The 18084-nt window shown below is 43.5% G+C and carries 17 protein-coding genes; 16 read left to right on the top strand and 1 reads right to left on the bottom strand.

The window, feature by feature from the left end:
* Nucleotides 1–198 precede the first annotated feature (198 nt).
* From C6Y45_RS00355 to C6Y45_RS00340, 4 genes are all read left to right on the top strand, one after another.
* Nucleotides 199–1251, top strand: coding sequence for a YpbB family protein (locus C6Y45_RS00355; protein WP_160058019.1), 1053 nt, complete (start codon nt 199–201; stop codon nt 1249–1251).
* Entirely contained in the window at nt 1244–2755 is a 1512-nt protein-coding gene (locus C6Y45_RS00350; protein ID WP_107582814.1) for a RecQ family ATP-dependent DNA helicase, read from the top strand. The genes C6Y45_RS00355 and C6Y45_RS00350 overlap by 8 nt, the downstream gene beginning before the upstream one ends.
* Nucleotides 2727–3296 (top strand): CPBP family intramembrane glutamic endopeptidase, encoded by a 570-nt coding sequence (locus tag C6Y45_RS00345; protein ID WP_107582811.1) that lies wholly within the window; start codon nt 2727–2729, stop codon nt 3294–3296. The genes C6Y45_RS00350 and C6Y45_RS00345 overlap by 29 nt, the downstream gene beginning before the upstream one ends.
* Nucleotides 3297–3366: 70 nt before the next feature.
* On the top strand, nt 3367–3588 hold the full coding sequence (locus tag C6Y45_RS00340) for a hypothetical protein (RefSeq protein WP_107582809.1): 222 nt from the start codon (nt 3367–3369) through the stop codon (nt 3586–3588).
* 314 nt (nt 3589–3902) lie between these two features.
* Here the strand turns inward: C6Y45_RS00340 and C6Y45_RS00335 are convergent, their stop codons facing one another.
* Nucleotides 3903–5354: a cryptochrome/photolyase family protein gene (locus C6Y45_RS00335; RefSeq protein WP_160058017.1), complete on the bottom strand. Its 1452-nt coding sequence runs from the start codon at nt 5352–5354 to the stop codon at nt 3903–3905.
* A 278-nt stretch (nt 5355–5632) separates the two neighbouring features.
* Here C6Y45_RS00335 and C6Y45_RS00330 point away from each other — a divergent pair, with 278 nt between their 5' ends.
* The 12 genes from C6Y45_RS00330 to der all read left to right on the top strand — a co-directional run bounded on the left by C6Y45_RS00330 (nt 5633) and on the right by der (nt 18082).
* Complete coding sequence (locus C6Y45_RS00330) at nt 5633–7306, top strand: formate--tetrahydrofolate ligase (RefSeq protein ID WP_107582805.1); 1674 nt, start codon at nt 5633–5635, stop codon at nt 7304–7306.
* A gap of 149 nt (nt 7307–7455) precedes the next feature.
* Nucleotides 7456–8205: a metallophosphoesterase gene (locus tag C6Y45_RS00325; RefSeq protein WP_107582803.1), complete on the top strand. Its 750-nt coding sequence runs from the start codon at nt 7456–7458 to the stop codon at nt 8203–8205.
* A gap of 75 nt (nt 8206–8280) precedes the next feature.
* On the top strand, nt 8281–9180 hold the full coding sequence (locus C6Y45_RS00320; protein ID WP_107582801.1) for a MerR family transcriptional regulator: 900 nt from the start codon (nt 8281–8283) through the stop codon (nt 9178–9180).
* Between the two features lie 158 nt (nt 9181–9338).
* Nucleotides 9339–10622: a Glu/Leu/Phe/Val family dehydrogenase gene (locus C6Y45_RS00315; RefSeq protein WP_107582798.1), complete on the top strand. Its 1284-nt coding sequence runs from the start codon at nt 9339–9341 to the stop codon at nt 10620–10622.
* 191 nt (nt 10623–10813) lie between these two features.
* The gene (locus C6Y45_RS00310; RefSeq protein ID WP_107583251.1) at nt 10814–11812 is read left to right on the top strand and encodes a YpdA family putative bacillithiol disulfide reductase; all 999 of its coding nucleotides are present in this window, start codon (nt 10814–10816) and stop codon (nt 11810–11812) included.
* 88 nt (nt 11813–11900) lie between these two features.
* The gene (locus tag C6Y45_RS00305) at nt 11901–12860 is read left to right on the top strand and encodes an asparaginase (protein WP_107582796.1); all 960 of its coding nucleotides are present in this window, start codon (nt 11901–11903) and stop codon (nt 12858–12860) included.
* A 45-nt stretch (nt 12861–12905) separates the two neighbouring features.
* Nucleotides 12906–13580 carry a glutamic-type intramembrane protease PrsW gene (gene prsW / locus C6Y45_RS00300; RefSeq protein WP_107582794.1) on the top strand — a complete coding sequence of 225 codons (675 nt, stop codon included), beginning with the start codon at nt 12906–12908 and terminating at the stop codon, nt 13578–13580.
* A 79-nt stretch (nt 13581–13659) separates the two neighbouring features.
* A complete protein-coding gene (locus tag C6Y45_RS17760; RefSeq protein WP_170098690.1) occupies nt 13660–13827 on the top strand; it encodes a hypothetical protein in 168 nt (55 codons plus the stop codon).
* 144 nt (nt 13828–13971) lie between these two features.
* Nucleotides 13972–14655 carry a (d)CMP kinase gene (cmk, locus tag C6Y45_RS00295; protein ID WP_107582792.1) on the top strand — a complete coding sequence of 228 codons (684 nt, stop codon included), beginning with the start codon at nt 13972–13974 and terminating at the stop codon, nt 14653–14655.
* Between the two features lie 4 nt (nt 14656–14659).
* Nucleotides 14660–15238 carry a lysophospholipid acyltransferase family protein gene (locus C6Y45_RS00290; protein WP_107583250.1) on the top strand — a complete coding sequence of 193 codons (579 nt, stop codon included), beginning with the start codon at nt 14660–14662 and terminating at the stop codon, nt 15236–15238.
* An 87-nt stretch (nt 15239–15325) separates the two neighbouring features.
* Nucleotides 15326–16480 (top strand): 30S ribosomal protein S1, encoded by a 1155-nt coding sequence (gene rpsA / locus C6Y45_RS00285; RefSeq protein ID WP_107582790.1) that lies wholly within the window; start codon nt 15326–15328, stop codon nt 16478–16480.
* Between the two features lie 285 nt (nt 16481–16765).
* Nucleotides 16766–18082, top strand: a complete 1317-nt coding sequence (gene der, locus C6Y45_RS00280; RefSeq protein ID WP_107582788.1) for a ribosome biogenesis GTPase Der — start codon at nt 16766–16768, stop codon at nt 18080–18082.
* Nucleotides 18083–18084: the final 2 nt, after the last annotated feature.

Genomic DNA, 18084 nt, shown 5'->3' with positions numbered 1-18084 from the left:
CAACAGGAAAACATATATGCTGTGAATACAAACGTTTGTAGCTTATAATAGATGCTGCAGAAAAAACAGGAAATAATTCATTTAAAGTATTGTATTATTTATAAAAGGTTTCGATCTTCTGTCAGTATCGTTTTACTTGAAAACAGCAGTCTCAGGAGATGTGAAGTACGGGACTTTAAAAAGAAAGGAGGGAAATATATGGAGGTGCTGTTTCTTGAGGTCCTCAGTAAAATGAATGGAGTAAGAACAGTAAGCGGACCGCTTCACCTTTTGAAGGGGAAACGCTCATCCCAGACAATTCAGGATATTGGCCTTTTCCAATGTGATAAATGGGCGGCCGCCCTCAAACATGTCCCTTACAGCAGGCTTCGGAAAGTAGAAGAACAGCTGTACGTACATAACATGGTGCATACAGAAAACAAATCAGCCTTTTTGACGGAAAAGGGATATAATTATTTGAATAAACACCGGGAAATCATGCATAATCTTCAATTTAATGGGCGGAAATGGGAGTGGGATAATGAAGCGGAAATTTTCTGGCAGAGATTGTCTCTCCTTACTCAGGCTGTCAGTCATAAACAGTACAAAAACAGCTCCTATCTTCCTGTGTATGCCCCGTATGAGGTGAAATATTACGTAAAAAATATACTTCGGCAGAATAACTCAAATAATCTCGCTGAAGAACTCTTTCATTTTCTCAACATTCATCTGAAAGAAGCCGGTGAAGAGAGGGCCGAGCTCTTTATGGCAAGACTGAGCGGTTACAATTATACGGGCCGAACGTTTTTTCAGTTAGAAAATCAAAACGCACCGGTAGTTCTTACTTACCTGGAATTTCGAAGTATTATTCACCAGATGCTTGAGGATCTTGAAAGCAGTCCGGCAGAGCTGTATGGTCTTTTTCCTGTTAAAGAAGCTGCCTCACAGGTAACCGCTTCAGCTGCCATAACAGGAAAAGCAGTAAAAGAGGGAAGAAGTCTTCAGGAAACCGCCCGATTTAGAAAACTGAAAGAAAGCACGATAGAAGACCACCTCGTGGAACTGGCAATGCACGACCCGTCGTTTGAGTACGAAAGGTTTATCAGTTCAACCATTCTTGCTAATATTTTTGAAGCTGTAGAGAAGCATTCGGGAGAACGAAAACTGAAAGATATAAGAGAATCTCTTGGAAAGAAAGTCAGCTACTTTCACATAAGGCTGGCGCTGGCACTTCTGCATAAGAATAAACAAGGGGAGAGGGACAGTGGATAATTTATTAAAAAAAATGGGCTATCATTCTTTTCGTCCTGGTCAGCGGGAGATAATTGAAAAGGTTCTCGATGGAAAAAATGTGTTTGCAATGCTTCCGACCGGAAGTGGAAAAACTTTATGTTATTATCTCCCTTCAAAAATAATGGAAGGACTCGTAATAGTTATTTCCCCACTCGTATCTTTAATGAATGATCAGGTGACCCAGCTTAAAAGTCAGGGAGAGAGAAGGGCTGCCCAGCTTACAAGTATGCAGTCCTTTCAAGAACGCATGGAAGTAGCAGACAAATTCGATCAGTGGAATCTCCTGTATTTATCACCGGAAATGCTCTCCTCCACGTTTGTTCAAAACCTTTTAGCAAAACGCAGCATTTCTTTATTCGTCGTGGACGAAGCGCACTGTATTTCACAGTGGGGCCATGAATTTCGTCCGGACTATCAGGATCTTGGCAGCAGGATTAAAAAACTTCAATCGCCTCCCGTACTTGCATTAACGGCAACGGCTACAAAAGAAGTTAAAAAAGACATTTTAAAACAGCTTAATATGGAAGATGCGTTTATTTTGGAACAATCGATAGACAGGCCTAATATCTATCTGGAAGTGCGGCACGCATCATCCCGGGAGGAAAAGCTGGATGCTCTGCTCGCAGAAATTGAACAGCTGCCAAAACCGTGTATCGTTTACACCGGTACGCGTTCAGCGGCAGAAATGCTCGCCGGGAAGATAGGATTCTCAGAATCAGCAGCTTATCACGGCGGCATGTCTGCAGAGGAGCGTAATTTGATACAAACCCAGTTTATCAACAATGAGCTGGATGTGCTGACTGCTACGAACGCCTTTGGGATGGGAATTAATAAGCCGGATGTAAGGGCTGTCCTTCATATGCAGATGCCTGCTTCCATTGAACACTACGTGCAGGAAATAGGCCGGGCAGGCAGAGATGGTAAACCGAGCAAGGCGGTACTTTTCTATTCGGAGGAAGATATGCATCTCCCTCTTGCCTTTATTGAAGCAGAGTTCCCTGAAGAAGGCTGGCTCGGGAAATTTGTCCTTAACCCGGCAATGCATGGGAGAAAGCTGGAAGATATACGTTGTTATACAGAAGTTTCCGATACATTATTTCGTATGATCAAAGCCCATCTTGAAAAAGAAGGGCTCGTGAAAGAAGGTAAAATTGTTTATTTGGATAACACGCGGGAATTATGCAGAAAACTGGAGAAACGGTATGAAAGCCGCCGGATGGAAAAATACCGCCAGCTGACCTCCATGCAGAAGTACGTGCAGTCACACAGCTGTTTAAGAAAAGAAATCCTTTCATTTTTTAAGGAAGATCTTCTTAATAAGCCCGATCCCTGCTGTTCAGCGTGTGGTAACATGGTTTGGCCGGATGAGTTTTATCAGGCAGGGACTAAAGTAGAAAAATCGTGGCAGAGACGGCTGGAGGAACTGTTTTTTCCGGAAGGCAGAGGGAGGAAGTATGAGCAGACAGGCAGAAATAATTCATAAACTCTCGGATAAAGAGCTGTACGCAAACTTATATATGACCCAGACGATGATCTTAACAGCGGCGCTGATTCTTGCATTTTTTCTTCAGGGAAGTGTATTTGCGCCGTTTTTTCTAATCGATATTACGTGGCAGGCGACCCTGATAGGAGCAGGGTTCGCCGGTCTTGTCCTCCTGACCGAATTTTTATGCTATTACACGCTTCCTAAAAAATGGTTTGATGATGGAGGTATAAATGAAAGAATATTTCGGAGAATGCCTGCCGTTCAGATTGTGGGGCTGAGTATGCTCGTAGCTTTTTCAGAAGAACTGCTTTTCCGGGGAGTTCTACAGACAGAATTCGGAATTGTTGCAGCCTCCCTGATTTTTGCATTAATACATATCAGGTATTTATCCAAGTGGTTTTTATTTTTATTCGTTATAGTTATGAGTTTTTCTCTCGGCTTCCTTTTTATGTGGACTGAAAACTTATGGACAGTTATTACAGCACATTTCCTGATTGACGCCGTGCTGGGACTGTTAATACGTTACCGCAGCCGATAAATCACCCGGAAGGATATAGCAATAAAAGGGAATTAGTGGTATTATATAGAGAGAACAAGGAAGGGAGATGATGCAGTTGATACCTGAACGTATGGATCATGAATCTGTTAATGAAGAGAGTATGGCTCCTCTTCCCTCAAGAAAAAATATGCCCCGTAGAAAAAAAGTGTACCGGAGTCTTCCAAGGAAGAAAAAGAAAAAGCCGGTGGAACTGTCTTTTTTTAAAGTGTGGCTTGTTCTCTTTTTCACACTGGTCACTGCGGTCGCTACATACCCGGTATGGGGAAGCTAGCTCTCAGTAGGTAAACAGGAAGATGATCAGTCTCTGATTAAGCAATCGGTGATGTTAATAATACTTTTCAGCCGGCAGCCATGCTGCCGTTTTTTTTGTCCTTTATAGGCGCAGCCATTGTTGAGATCCGCTTTTTCTCAATGGAAACACTTCATTGCAGAGAGGCAGGTATCCTTGAAAACTCAGGAAACACTAACAGGGACATTTCTATGAATCTACCGTGAAATGGATGATGAAAATTCCTTCAGGCGTTATTTTCAAGGTGCCCTTTGTATTAAATCAAACACTGACAGGACGTTTATTTAATCCTCTTCTCAGTCCTCGATCTCCTTAAACATACGTATGGCACGTTTTCTCTCTTCCTTATGATCGACACTTGGGGCAGGATAATCTTTTCCGATAATACACTCAGCTTTTTTCTGCTCCTGATCGTTCATTTTATGTGGTTCATGAATGTATTTTTTGTCTGTATTTTTTAATTCGGGTACATATTTTTTAATAAAAGCACCTTCAGGATCGAACCTTGCCCCCTGACGGACGGGACTGAAAACACGGAAGTAGGGGACGGCATCAGTGCCGACTGAAGAAGCCCACTGCCATCCGCCAATATTCGAAGCAGGATCATGATCAATCAGCTTTTCCCGGAAGTAGGCTTCCCCGATACGCCAGTCCATCTGGTAATCTTTCGTGAGAAAAGAAGCAGTGATCATCCGCAGCCGGTTGTGCATCCAGCCGACTTCATTCAACTGTCTCATTCCGGCGTCTACGATAGGAAACCCGGTGCGCCCCTCTTTCCACTTCTGAAGAAGATCCTTATCTTCACGCCAGGTAAGACCTCTGTATTTTTCCTGAAATTCCTTCGTCTCCACTTCAGGAAAATGATAAAGAATCATCGTATAAAAATCACGCCAGGCGAGTTCCTTAATGAAGGCTTCGGGTCCCTGAGAAGTATGATTTTCTCTTTTGCTGTCCGCTGCCTCATACACCCGCCTTGCTGACAGTGCTCCTGTCCTAAGAAAAGGGGAAAGGCGGCTAGTACCTGCTTTCTCCGGAAGATCGCGGGATTTATGATAGTGAGGCAGTACCTTTTGACAAAAGTGTTCAAGCCGGTTTCTGCCGGCTTCTTCTCCGAGCCGCTTCCAAGGTCTTGTGCAGCGCTTTATTATTTCGGTCCATTCTCGTTCGCTTGTTTCATCCAGTGCTTTCAGGCGCTCATATCTTGTTTGAATATCCGCTGCTGAGGAAGAATAAAGGTCAGGCTTTTCTTTCTGCATCCAGCGGCGTGAATATGGAGTATATACTTTGTAGGGTCTACCGTCATTTTTAATAATTTCCTGCGGCTGATGTACATAATTCCCCGGGGTGTGTACGAGGCTGGCATCATTCTTTTCAATAATTCTGCGGGCTTCTTCGTCGCGTGACGCTGCAAAAGACGTGTATTCTTCTGCGCAAAAAACTGTATGTACACTCCCGGCCTTGTCGAAAAGAAGCTGAAAAGCTTTCTGTACAGATCCGCTTAAAATATGAAGCTTCATTCCATTATCTTTACACTGTCCGGCAAAAGTTTCCACCGTCTGAAAAAAATAATCATTACTGAGATTAATTTGTGACGTGAAATCAGGGTGAAGGTGAAAGATAAACATTATCTCTCCATCAGCTTTTTCCGCTTCCCGAAAGGCTTGATAAACAGTGGGATTGTCATCAAAACGAAAATCATTACGAAACCAGACGACGAATTTAGGGCCGGTCAATTGCAGCACCTCCATGATATGATTCATCCCCGTATGAAACGGACATGCTTTATTAACATTACCTTAATTGCCGGACTGAAAACCTCGGAGAGCAGACAGTAATAAAAATGTTTGTTCATTATTGGATTTCTCCTCTTGGTTTTAGAAAATTGCGGTACGGGTTGTCATAATCCGAATAACTAAATAATGCTTTAACAAACACACAAAGAAAACGTTTACATGCTGTCTTGCAGAGATTTCCTGAATTGTTTATGATAGATACAGAAAAAATAAAATAAAGAGGAGCGTTATGTATGAGAGTACCTTCCGATATTGAAATAGCCCAGCAGGCGGAAATGTTGAAAATAACAGAAATTGCTGAAAAACTTGGAATTGAAGAACACGAAGTCGAGCCGTACGGACACTATAAAGGAAAACTCTCCCTGGATATTCTACATAGAAGAAAAGAAGATAAAGATGGGAAGGTAATACTTGTAACAGCTGTCAATCCTACACCGGCAGGCGAAGGGAAATCCACTGTGACTGTGGGGCTCGGTCAGGCGCTGAATAAAGTTGGTAAAAAAGCAGTCGTTGCTCTGAGAGAGCCTTCACTCGGACCTACAATGGGAATGAAGGGGGGAGCCTGCGGGGGAGGATACTCTCAAGTAGTGCCGATGGAAGATATAAACCTGCATTTTACGGGTGATATTCACGCTATTACAACAGCCCATAATGCTCTTACCGCTCTTGTGGATAATCACATTCACCGGGGGAATGAACTTGGACTCGATGTTCGAAAGCTCACCTGGAAAAGAGTAATGGATATGAATGACCGCTCCCTTCGTCAAGTTGTAGCCGGCCTTGGGGGACCTCTGCAGGGTGTCCCCCATGAAACCGGTTTTGACATAACAGTGGCTTCAGAGTTAATGGCTGTCTTATGTCTTGCGGATAGTATTAACGACTTGAGGAACCGAATCAGAAAAATAGTGATTGGCTACACCTATGAAGATCTGCCTGTTACCGTTAAAGACCTCGGGGTGGAAGGAGCGCTCACGCTTTTATTAAAGGATGCTCTGAAGCCAAACCTTGTCCAGACACTGGAGAACACCCCTGCTCTCATTCACGGAGGACCGTTTGCAAATATTGCCCACGGCTGCAATAGTGTACTGGCTACAAAAATGGCTTCTAAACTCGGAGATTACGTTGTTACAGAGGCTGGATTCGGTGCTGATCTCGGTGCGGAAAAGTTTCTCAATATCAAAACAAGGGCTGGTAACATTAAGCCGGCTCTCGTCGTTGTCGTAGCTACTATTCGTGCGCTGAAAATGCACGGGGGTGTACCGAAGGACAATCTAAAGGAAGAAAATACAGAGGCCCTGCAGAAAGGTCTTGCCAATCTGGAAAAACATATTGAATCGATCCATTCTTTCGGTCTTCCACACGTTGTCGCTATCAACCGTTTTTCACATGATACACCGGCGGAAATAGAAATTCTGAAGGAGTTCTGCCATTCACGTGACATTCAGGTGGAACTGGCGGATGTGTGGGAAAGCGGAGGAGAAGGAGGTAAAAAACTCGCAGAGAAAGTACTGAATGAGATAGAAAAACCGTCGAATTTTTCGCCGTTGTATTCTCTTGATCTTCCTGTGGAGCAGAAAATCAACAATATTGCCACCGCTGTTTACGGAGCCGATGGAGTAAACTTTTCTTCCGGCGCAGCCGCCCAGTTGAAGAAAATAAAAGAACATGGGTGGGACAATCTTCCGGTATGCATGGCGAAAACCCAGTATTCTCTTTCTGACGATCCGGCTCAATTCGGTCGTCCTCAGAATTTCCGGATCACCGTAAGGGAACTGCGCGTTTCCGCAGGTGCTGGATTTATTGTTGCTTTAACCGGAAATGTCATGACTATGCCCGGACTCCCAAAGCGTCCCGGAGCCCTTGATATGGATGTGAATGATGAAGGGGGAGCAGTAGGACTGTTTTAGCAGACGTTACCGGGAACATAAACAGCCCCTAAAGACGTTTCGGATTTTAACGCGATTTCTGTGCGAATTAAATCAAAAGAGTCTCAGCTGTCTTCTTAACCCGGCGCTGTGGTACGATAAAAGTACTCACAGGTCAGTTGGAGGAGAAGATGCTGAGACTTTTTATTATTGCAGGTGCTGCAGGAGCAGTGCTTATTGCTTTTATGTTTATCCAGGCAGGCAGAACAAATATTTGCAGACACGAATTTGCTGTTCTTCACAGAGGGGGCAGTCAGAATATCCTTTTTATTTCTGATATTCACAAAAGGTCTGTAAAGGAAAAAGATTTGCTCACAGATGAGGTAATAGATGCTGTACTTATAGGTGGAGATCTTACGGAAGCGGGGGCCCGAGCCGCTCTCATTGAACACAATTTGTCTCAGCTGGCATCTGTTGGCCCATTGTACTTTGTATGGGGAAACAATGATTATCAGAGAAAAAAAGTACTGCAGAGACTGTTCCGAAAATACTCCGTTACAGAGCTGAATAATTCCAGTGTTACTATGGGAGGGGGATGCTGGACACTTGCAGGTATAGAGGACCGCAGTCTTCAGCTGGACGACCTTACTAAAGCGCTCGAAAATGCGGCCGGTCCCGTGGTATTGATGAGCCACGGTCCGGATATTAAAGAGGAGCTGCACAGTGCTTATAATATTAAGCTTGTACTGGCAGGTCACACGCATGGAGGTCAAATAAGGCTCGGATTTTACGCGCCGGCCCCACTCGGAGGGATTACGGTGGAAAAGGGTGTGCCCATTCTTATTTCGAACGGCTACGGTACTACAAAACTGCCGCTTCGCCTTGGAGCCCCGCCTCAGCTGCATTTTATCAGGCTGACAGAGAAAAAGGACTCTGCTTGAAGTATTACTGTCTTTCCTATATCCTTGGTTAAATGTGAAACTTTATAAATATACGAGAAGCAGGTGACTTGTGAGATGAGCGAGCCGCAGGGAAAATACAATATAAAAGCAGTATCAAACCTGCTTGGGATACATTCCGGAACGCTCCGGGCCTGGGAGCGCCGGTATAAGATTATAGAACCGGTCAGAAATGAGGCCGGTCACAGGCTGTACAGCGAAGACCATATCAGGATCCTCAAATGGATAGTGAATAAAGTAGATAACGGATTTACTATCGGCCAGGCAGTTGATCTTCTTAATAATAAAGATGAGCCGGCATTTATAGAACCGGACCCGGGAATGACGGATCAAATGGACATTATGAAAGAAAAACTTCTGCACGAACTCCTGCAGTTTAACGAAAGTGGATCAAATGAGTTAATCGACAGGGCTTTCGGACTTTTCTCGACAGATAAAGTGCTTATAAGAATACTAGGGAGCATTTTAGCGGAAGTAGGAAACCGGTGGGAAAAAGGGATGATTACAACAGCTCATGAGCATTTCGTTACGTCGCTTATCCGTACGAGAATCGGCATGGTGTTTCATACTCTTCCAGTGAACAGTTTTCTTCCAAAAGCGGTATGTGTGTGTGGTCCTGATGAAAATCATGAAATAGGACTTTTAATCTTCACTTATTTTCTTAAAAAACGGGGGTATGAAACGATTTATCTCGGTGCAGGTATCCCCGAAAAGGATTTTCACAAAGTAGTGGCAGATGTGGGGGCAGGGTATGCTATAGTTTCTACTACCCTCGCTGAGAACCTTCCGAAATCTCTTGCTATGGCTGAATCTCTGGCTTCCCATAACAAAGATGTCAGGATAGGTCTTGGAGGGAAAGCGCTGAATTACATGAAAGAAACTGACAAAAAAAAGTTTAATAAAATGCTGATCGGAGAAACAGAGAAAGAATGGTCTACGTGGTTAAAAGAGCAGTGAAAACTGCTTTTTTTTTATAAATCGGTCCCGATTGTGAAGCGGGAGTGATGAATTAGCAAAAGACAGTGGAAAAAAGCCGGAGACTTCTTTATAGTTATAGGTGAGAGAAATATATAATCGCAAGTAAATACCGAAACAACACGCAGAGGTGAATTTTAATGGCAGATAAAGCAGGACACGCAAAAGAAGCTGAGCATCAGGAAAAAGAAATTGATGTGCTTGAAGCCACACAGACGGTCATTCATAAAGCACTTGGAAAGCTTGGTTTTTCGGAGGAAGTATTCGAGCTTATGAAAGAACCTATGCGGATGCTTACTGTGCGTATTCCTATTAAAATGGATGATGGGTCCACAAAAATTTTCACTGGTTTCCGGGCGCAGCATAACGATGCGGTCGGACCGACAAAGGGTGGAGTACGTTTTCATCCGGATGTAACCGAAACGGAAGTGAAAGCGCTTTCAATATGGATGAGTCTTAAAGCAGGGATTGTTGATCTTCCATACGGAGGCGGGAAAGGAGGCATTATCTGCGATCCGCGGAACATGTCTTTTCCGGAAGTGGAACGTCTCAGCCGGGGATACGTCCGGGCAATAAGTCAAATAGTAGGACCTACGAAAGACATTCCGGCACCTGACGTACTGACGAACTCCCAGATTATGGCCTGGATGATGGACGAATACAGCAGAATTAAGGAATTTGACTCTCCTGGATTTATTACTGGTAAACCAATTGTTCTGGGCGGATCCCACGGTAGAGAATCTGCAACAGCAAAAGGCGTGACGATCTGTATCAGAGAAGCAGCTAAACGGAGAGGTATCGAGCTTCAGGGGGCAAGGATAGTAATTCAGGGATTCGGTAATGCCGGTAGCTTCCTGGCGAAATTCATGCATGACGCCGGAGCTCTGGTTGTAGGAATCTCTGACGTTCAGGGAGCTCTTTACGATCCCGAGGGTCTGGATATTGATTACCTTCTGGATCGAAGAGACAGCTTCGGAACAGTTTCCAATTTATTTAAAAACACTATAAGTAACCAGGAACTTCTGGAGATGGATTGTGATATCCTTGTCCCGGCAGCCATTGAAAATCAGATTACCGAGCACAATGCTGACAGAATTAAAGCGAGTATCATCGTAGAGGCAGCCAACGGACCGACTACGATGAAAGCTACAGAAATGCTCTATAACAGAGGTATTCTTCTCGTGCCTGATGTTCTTGCCAGTTCCGGAGGGGTGACGGTGTCCTATTTTGAATGGGTGCAGAATAATCAAGGCTACTACTGGACCGAAGAGGAAGTGGGGACCCGGCTTGAAAAAGTTATGGTAACCGCCTTTGAAAATGTTTACCGTGTGGCTCAGATGCGTAACGTTGATATGAGACTTGCCGCCTATATGGTCGGTGTCCGGAAAATGGCGGAAGCAAGCCGGTTCAGAGGTTGGATTTAAAATAAAATATTCGTTATACTGTAAGCAGCTGTTCCTGGTAGCATTGGGACAGCTCTTTTCTGTTTTTATTCTGATAAATATAGAACAGCTGTGCAATGCGGCAGAATGTGTCGTATGTATATACAGGATTAGATCATTCTGATCCCCGATTTTAAAATGAATAACTCGTATATGGAGAAAGGAGTATGAGCGTGCAGCAGGAAGAAGTAATTATAATTGGAGCAGGACCATGCGGATTATCTGCAGCAATTGAAATGCAGAACAAAGGAATGAATCCTCTTGTTATCGAAAAAGGGAATCTGGTAAATGCGATTTACAACTATCCGACTCATCAGCAGTTTTTCAGCACGAGCGAAAAACTTTCTATCGGAGGCATTCCCTTTTACAGTACAGAACGCAAACCGAAAAGAAACGAAGCACTCGTATATTACCGTAAAGTTGCAGAAGAAAAAGGAATACGCATTAATTCCTATGAAGAGGTAACATCGGTCTTTAATAGAGATCAGAGAACTTTTGAACTGAGTACTGTTAAAAAAGGAACAGAAAAAAAATATGAAGCAGCGTATATTGTCGTAGCAACAGGCTACTACGATTCACCTAACTATATGAGGATTCCTGGGGAGAATCTCCCGCATGTCCAACATTATTTTCATGAAGCCCACCCGTTTTTTAACCAGAAAACAGCAGTAATCGGCGGCAAAAACTCAGCTGTTGATGCAGCACTGGAACTTGAAAAAGCAGGAGCAGAAGTTACCGTTTATTACAGGGGCAGTGATTATTCCAAAAGTGTAAAACCATGGATCCTGCCGGAATTTGATGCTTTAGTCAGAAACGGAAGTATAAATATGCATTTTAACACGGAAGTTACAGAAATCACTTCCGAAAAAGTGTTTTATAATGAAAATGGGAAAGAACAGGAACAAGAAGCTGACTTTGTTTTTGCAATGACTGGTTACCACCCTGACCACAGCTTTATAAGGGGGATGGGAGTACAAGTGGATGACTCGACCGGAAGACCGCATTTTAATCCGGAAACGATGGAAACAAATGTAAATGGCATTTTTATCGCCGGGGTCATCGCTGCAGGAAACAACGCCAATGAAATATTTATTGAAAACGGACGCTGGCATGGAAAGTATATTGCAGAAGCCTGCCTCTCGAAAGCAAAATCAGACTCTGCTCCAAGATAGCCCCAGTGTATTGAAACTGCCGTTATCCCTGCTGCAGCGGGGATAACACAGTGATTTTTACAACTGATCTGTTCTGAGGAGGATTAAAATGAAAAAAGTATTAATAATTTCAACTGGAGGCACCATTGCCAGTACAGAAAACGAAGCGGGAAAACTTGAAGCAGGAAAGTATTCGGGGGAACAACTTGCAGAAAAACTTGGAATACCAGAGGATATGGAAGTTAAAATAATTTCTGCACTGCAGAAACCCAGTGTACATATTACGTTTGCAGATCTTGAAAAAATAAAAGAAACAGCTGATCAGTTCCTTCCATCCTTTGACGGTCTCGTAATTACCCATGGCACGGATACTCTTGAAGAATCCGCCTATTATTTTGATCTAATTACTGATTATGAAAAACCTGTAGTGTTCACCGGCTCACAGCGTTCACCGGATGCTCTTGGAAGTGATGCCTTCATTAATCTCCGCCACGCTATTTATGCAGCAGGAAGCAGAAGTCTTCGCGGGACGGGGGTGACAGTCGTTTTTAACGAACGCATTTTCTCAGCCAAATATGTAAAAAAAGAGCATGCGTCCAATATTCAAGGTTTTAATGCCTTCGGGTTCGGATATCTTGGGATAATAGATAATGATGAAATACACCTCTATCAGCGGCCGATTCACAAAGAATACTATCCGGTTGCCGAAAAAAGAGAAGTAAATGTGGAAATAATTAAATGCTTTATGAATGGAACAGATTTGTTCGTCAAGGCCTGCACAGCTGAAAATGTGGATGGGATTGTGCTGGAAGGACTTGGGAGAGGACAGATACATCCGGCCATGGTGGATGCAGTGACTGCAGCTGTAGAAAAAGGTATAAAAGTAATTATCACAACGGCTTCAGAGGAAGGACACGTCTACACTACCTACGAATACAGCGGCAGTGCATATGATCTGTACAAAAGAGGGGTGATTTTGGGCAGGGACTACGACAGCAAAAAGGCGAGAATCAAACTTATTGCCTGTTTGAAATCCGGCCAGCCTGCTGAACGGGCATTTGAAAGATAAGAGAACTGTAAAACAGTTTCCTTCTGTTATGGAAAGGACATTTATATGATAGGTATACTTACAGCAGCTTTTGCACCTGCAGCAGCCCTTCTGTTATTTTTCTATTTAAAGGATGAATTTGAACAGGAGCCGGTTTATATGGTGATCCGCTCTTTCATATTTGGGGCGCTGCTCGTTTTTCCAGTGATTTTTATCCAGTTTGTAATAACTGAGGAAACAAACGCTGGTTCCATGCTGTTTTACGTTATAGTTCAGACAGCTCTTCTGGAAGAATTTTTAAAATGGTTTGTAGTTCTGCTGACTGTCTTTTTCCATGTCCATTTTAATCAAAGATACGATGGTATAGTTTATGCGTGTGCGGTAGGTCTTGGATTTGCTGCAATGGAAAATGTATTCTATCTGCTGGCTGATGGACTTGACACTGCATTTCTGCGTGCTGTTTTTCCCATGACCAGTCACGCGCTGTTCGGCGTAGTGATGGGGTATTATCTTGGGGCAGCGAAGTTCTCGTCGAGAAAAAACCTTTTTTTAGCTGCTGCATTAATAGTGCCTTTTCTTCTGCACAGCACATATAATTTTATCCTTCTTTATTTCAGCAGCTGGTCCTATTTAATTATTCCTTTCATGATATTTTTATGGATTTTTGCAATGAGAAAAGTTAAAGCAGCAAATATTGCGCAGAAAGAGGCTGAAAATAATATGAAATGGCAGTTTTCTTGAACGAAGGCCCCTGTTTCTTGTATAGTAAAAATTAAAGGTCTGCAAGTACAACAACTTATTGAGAAGGGAAGTGAGTTTTTTGCCTGAAACAAAACAGCGCTACAAAGTTACGATCCGGTGCCGGGAATGCGGCGAAAAATACATCCTTCGGGGGCGTCCGAACGAAGACGGCGGGTTCGATACCGGATTTAAACGTTGTGTTTGTGGTAATGAAACTGCATTCGATCTGGATGTAACACCGGAATAATATAACGTATGAATATAAAAAATACGGCAGTTACTGCCGTATTTTTTTAGAGTGATTCTAATATCAGGGGGCATTAGACCTGAATTTGCCCTTATGTTAAGATGAAAAAGTATTTAATTAAAGTATAGTGAAGAGGTTGACGTGATGCAGGAAAAAATAAATGTAGCAATTGATGGGCCGGCAGGCGCAGGAAAGAGTACAGTGGCAAGGGAACTGGCTTCCCGCCTCGGATATGTTTATATTGATACCGGAGCGATGTACAGAGCACTTACATGGAAAGCGCTTGAAAGTGGAGCAGGGTGTGAAGATGAAGCATCCCTGGCAGACATTCTCCAGGAAATGGAGCTTGAACTCCGTAATAATAATGGGACGCCTGAAATTATCGTCGACGGCAGGAACGTGACGGACGAAATCCGTCTTCCTGAAGTAACGAATAACGTTTCGTATACTGCAAGACATCCTCATATAAGAAAATATATGGTGCATAAACAGCAGGAACTTGCAGCGAGGGGAGGAACAGTCATGGACGGCAGGGATATCGGTACTGCAGTACTTCCTGAAGCAGAAATGAAATTTTTTCTGAATGCAACTGTAGAGGAAAGGGCTGCAAGAAGGCATGAAGAACAGCTCGGGAAAGGAATGGATTCCGATCTCGAACTATTGAAATCCGAAATCTCACGCCGGGACATGCTGGACTCTGAAAGAGAAACAGCTCCTCTTAGAAAAGCAGACGATGCGGAGGAAGTGGATACCACGCGGATGAGTATTAAAGAAGTAGTAGATTATCTGTACACCCGGATACAGAGAAAGCTGGCAGCTTATGAATAATAAAATGTACTGGACAGGACAATTTTTATTCCGCACGTTTTTCCGGCTGTTTTTCCGGGTAAAAATAATAGGTAAGGAGAACATTCCTGCTGACAAAGGAGTACTCCTCTGCAGTAATCACATTAACAATCTTGATCCTCCGCTTTTAGGAGCCTTTTTAAAAAGAAAAACAAGATACATGGCGAAAGCGGAACTTTTCGAACTGCCTGTACTGAAATTTCTTCTGCCGAAAGTAGGAGCTTTCCCTATAAAAAGAGGGTCCAGTGACCGGCAGGCAATGCGTGCCGGTTTGAAGCTCCTTAAAGAGGAAGAAATCGTCGGTGTGTTCCCGGAAGGTACGAGAAGCAGGGACGGCAACCTGGGGAAAGGGCTGGCAGGAGTAGGTTTTTTCGCTCTCAGATCCCCGGCGGATGTTGTACCGTGTGCCATCATGAGTACGTATAAGCCCTTTTCCAAAATTCTTCTTGTGTATGGGGAGCCTATAGATATGCAGAAACTGCGGGACAGGAAAGCATCACCGGAAGAAGCATCGGAGGAAATTATGGCCTCCATCAAACAACTTTTAGACAAATATAAAAAGTAGGCAGGAATTCTCTCATTTTATGGAGAATAGCTTATACTGAAGAAGTATAGGCCCGCAAATTGACGGGATATAGGGAGGTAATGGTTTATGACAGAAGAAATGAACAATGAAATGACGGACTTCCGCTCACTATCAGTGGGAGATCTTGTCAAAGGAACTGTAGCAAAAGTGGAGGATAAGCAGGCATATGTAAATGTCGGCTATAAAATTGATGGTGTTGTACCTATCAGTGAACTTAAAAGCCTCCATGTCGAAAAAGTAAGTGATGAGCTTCAGGAAGGGGAGGAGCATGAGTTTAAAGTTACGAAAGTAACAGAAGAAGAACTCGTACTCTCCAAGAAAGCAGTAGCCGCTGAAAAAGCCTGGGAGGATATGGAGCAGAAGCTGGAAAGCGGCGAAATATTTGAAGCGGAAGTTGCAGACGTTGTTAAAGGAGGACTCGTTGTGGACGTAGGAGTCCGTGGCTTTATCCCGGCATCTCTTGTGGAGCGCCACTACGTTGAAGATTTCTCCTCTTATAAAGGAAAAACGCTCCGTTTGAAAGCTGTGGAGATGGACCGTGAAAGAAACAAGCTTATTCTTTCTCAGCGTGCTGTGCTTGATGCAGAAGCAGGAGAGCGGAAAAAAGAAACCCTTCAACAGATTAAGGAAGGGGATATCATTGCCGGTACCGTACAGCGTCTGACGGACTTTGGGGCTTTTGTAGATGTAGGCGGAGTAGATGGACTTGTTCACATTTCCCAGATGGCTCATCAGCACGTGGAAAAACCGTCTGATGTTGTGTCTGAGGGAGATCAGGTCAATGTGAAAGTACTTTCTGTTGATCCGGAGAACGAGAGAATCTCCCTGTCGATTAAAGATACGCTGCCTGGTCCGTGGGAATCTATCGCCCAGCAGATTAAGCAGGATGATACGGTCGAAGGCACCGTGAAACGACTCGTATCCTTCGGAGCTTTTGTAGAAGTTGCTCCGGGAGTGGAAGGGCTCGTACACATCTCCCAGATTGCTAACAGGCACATTGCTACACCTGGCGAAGTTCTTACAGAAGGCGATAAAGTGCAGGCAAAAGTACTTGATGTTAACATCGGTGAAAAGCGTATTTCACTGAGCATTCGTGTTCTGGAAGAAGAAAAGGTGGAAAAAGAAGAGACCCAGGCGAAACAGGAATACAAAAAAGAAGATGACGGCGGTTTTTCACTTGGTGACATGATCGGTGATCAGCTGAAAAAGTATAAAAACTAGTTAAACTGATAAATGTGCAGGACCGGAATGCCCGGAAGCAAAAGGGGCTTTCCGGTCCTTTTGTGTAAACTGATGCCTTTTAAAAAGCGGTATATAAGCTGTTAAAACGTTATAAATTTTTCGAAGGGTAAAGAAGAATAAAGGAAAAATGAAGAAATATTTCTGAAATAACTTTTTTTCTTTTATGTCTGGTGCTAGTATGAAGTTACATGTATTCAACTCAGTTTATGCTATAATGAACGTTGGTTTTATATGAATTTTGATGATTGAAAGCGGGGAAATAATGTGGCTAAGCCGGTACTAGCAATTGTAGGAAGACCGAACGTAGGGAAGTCTACAATTTTCAACAGATTGATTGGAGAAAGATTAGCAATTGTAGAAGACAAGCCAGGAGTGACAAGAGACCGGATTTACAGTTCCGGCGAATGGCTTAACCACGAATTTTTTATTATCGATACAGGCGGCATTGAAATGTCGGACGAGCCGTTAATAGAACAGATGAGAATGCAGGCAGAACTTGCTATTGATGAAGCAGATGTCATCTGTTTTGTCGTTAACGGCAGAGAAGGAATGACAGGAGCGGATGAAGAAGTCGCACGACTGCTGCAGCGTTCCAAAAAACCTGTAGTAATAGCAGTGAATAAAATGGATGATCCATCCATGCATGAAAAAATATATGAATTTTATTCACTTGGAGTAGGGGAGCCTTTTGCTGTATCCGGTTCCCACGGACTTGGCCTGGGGGATTTGCTGGATGCTGCGTGCGCTAATTTCCCGGCAGAAGCTGGAGATGATTACAGCGAAGATACGATACGGCTTAGTCTCATAGGACGTCCAAATGTTGGAAAGTCTTCGCTCGTAAATGCCATTCTTGGTGAAGAGAGAGTAATTGTCAGCAGTATTCCAGGAACTACCCGTGATGCTGTCGATACGCCTTTTCGAAGAGACGACCAGGATTATGTTGTAATTGATACAGCGGGGATGAGAAAACGTGGAAAGGTGTACGAATCAACAGAAAAATACAGCGTTCTGCGCGCTTTGAAAGCGATTGACAGATCCGACGTTGTACTCGTTGTGCTCGATGGGGAAGAAGGAATTATCGAACAGGATAAAAAAATAGCCGGTTACGCGCATGAAGCCGGAAGGGCAGTAGTTATTGTCGTAAATAAATGGGATGCTGTAGAAAAAGACGATAAAACAATGCAGCAATTTGAAGAGAAAATCCGTGATCAGTTCCAGTTTATGGATTATGCTCCTATCGTATTTTTATCTGCTTTAACAAAGCAGAAACTTCATCAGCTTCTTCCAGTTGTGAATGAAGTAAGTGAATCGCACAATATGCGGATAAAAACAAACGTCCTTAACGATGTTATTGTAGATGCGGTCACGACAAATCCTACGCCGACGGATCACGGGGGTAAACGCCTGCGCATCAATTATGCGACTCAGGTAGCTGTAGCACCACCGACATTTGTGTTATTTGTAAATGATCCCGACCTGCTCCATTTCTCCTACCATAGATACTTGGAAAACAATATCCGTCGGGCATTCGGCTTCATAGGTACTCCGATCAGAATTATTGCACGTAAAAAAAGTGACTGATT

Source organism: Alkalicoccus saliphilus (genome assembly GCF_003044065.1).
Taxonomy (GTDB): domain Bacteria; phylum Bacillota; class Bacilli; order Bacillales; family Salisediminibacteriaceae; genus Alkalicoccus; species Alkalicoccus saliphilus.
The sequence above is the reverse complement of the archived record's forward strand: the minus strand, read 5'-3'. Positions and strand labels throughout refer to the sequence as shown.

Coding starts and splice junctions, on each gene's coding strand:
- C6Y45_RS00355 (WP_160058019.1), top strand. CDS start 199: ATGGAGGTGCTGTTTCTTGAGGTCCTCAGTAAAATGAATGGAGTAAGA.
- C6Y45_RS00345 (WP_107582811.1), top strand. CDS start 2,727: ATGAGCAGACAGGCAGAAATAATTCATAAACTCTCGGATAAAGAGCTG.
- C6Y45_RS00340 (WP_107582809.1), top strand. CDS start 3,367: ATGCAGTTGATACCTGAACGTATGGATCATGAATCTGTTAATGAAGAG.
- C6Y45_RS00335 (WP_160058017.1), bottom strand. CDS start 5,354: ATGGAGGTGCTGCAATTGACCGGCCCTAAATTCGTCGTCTGGTTTCGT.
- C6Y45_RS00330 (WP_107582805.1), top strand. CDS start 5,633: ATGAGAGTACCTTCCGATATTGAAATAGCCCAGCAGGCGGAAATGTTG.
- C6Y45_RS00325 (WP_107582803.1), top strand. CDS start 7,456: ATGCTGAGACTTTTTATTATTGCAGGTGCTGCAGGAGCAGTGCTTATT.
- C6Y45_RS00320 (WP_107582801.1), top strand. CDS start 8,281: ATGAGCGAGCCGCAGGGAAAATACAATATAAAAGCAGTATCAAACCTG.
- C6Y45_RS00315 (WP_107582798.1), top strand. CDS start 9,339: ATGGCAGATAAAGCAGGACACGCAAAAGAAGCTGAGCATCAGGAAAAA.
- C6Y45_RS00305 (WP_107582796.1), top strand. CDS start 11,901: ATGAAAAAAGTATTAATAATTTCAACTGGAGGCACCATTGCCAGTACA.
- prsW (WP_107582794.1), top strand. CDS start 12,906: ATGATAGGTATACTTACAGCAGCTTTTGCACCTGCAGCAGCCCTTCTG.
- cmk (WP_107582792.1), top strand. CDS start 13,972: ATGCAGGAAAAAATAAATGTAGCAATTGATGGGCCGGCAGGCGCAGGA.
- C6Y45_RS00290 (WP_107583250.1), top strand. CDS start 14,660: ATGTACTGGACAGGACAATTTTTATTCCGCACGTTTTTCCGGCTGTTT.
- rpsA (WP_107582790.1), top strand. CDS start 15,326: ATGACAGAAGAAATGAACAATGAAATGACGGACTTCCGCTCACTATCA.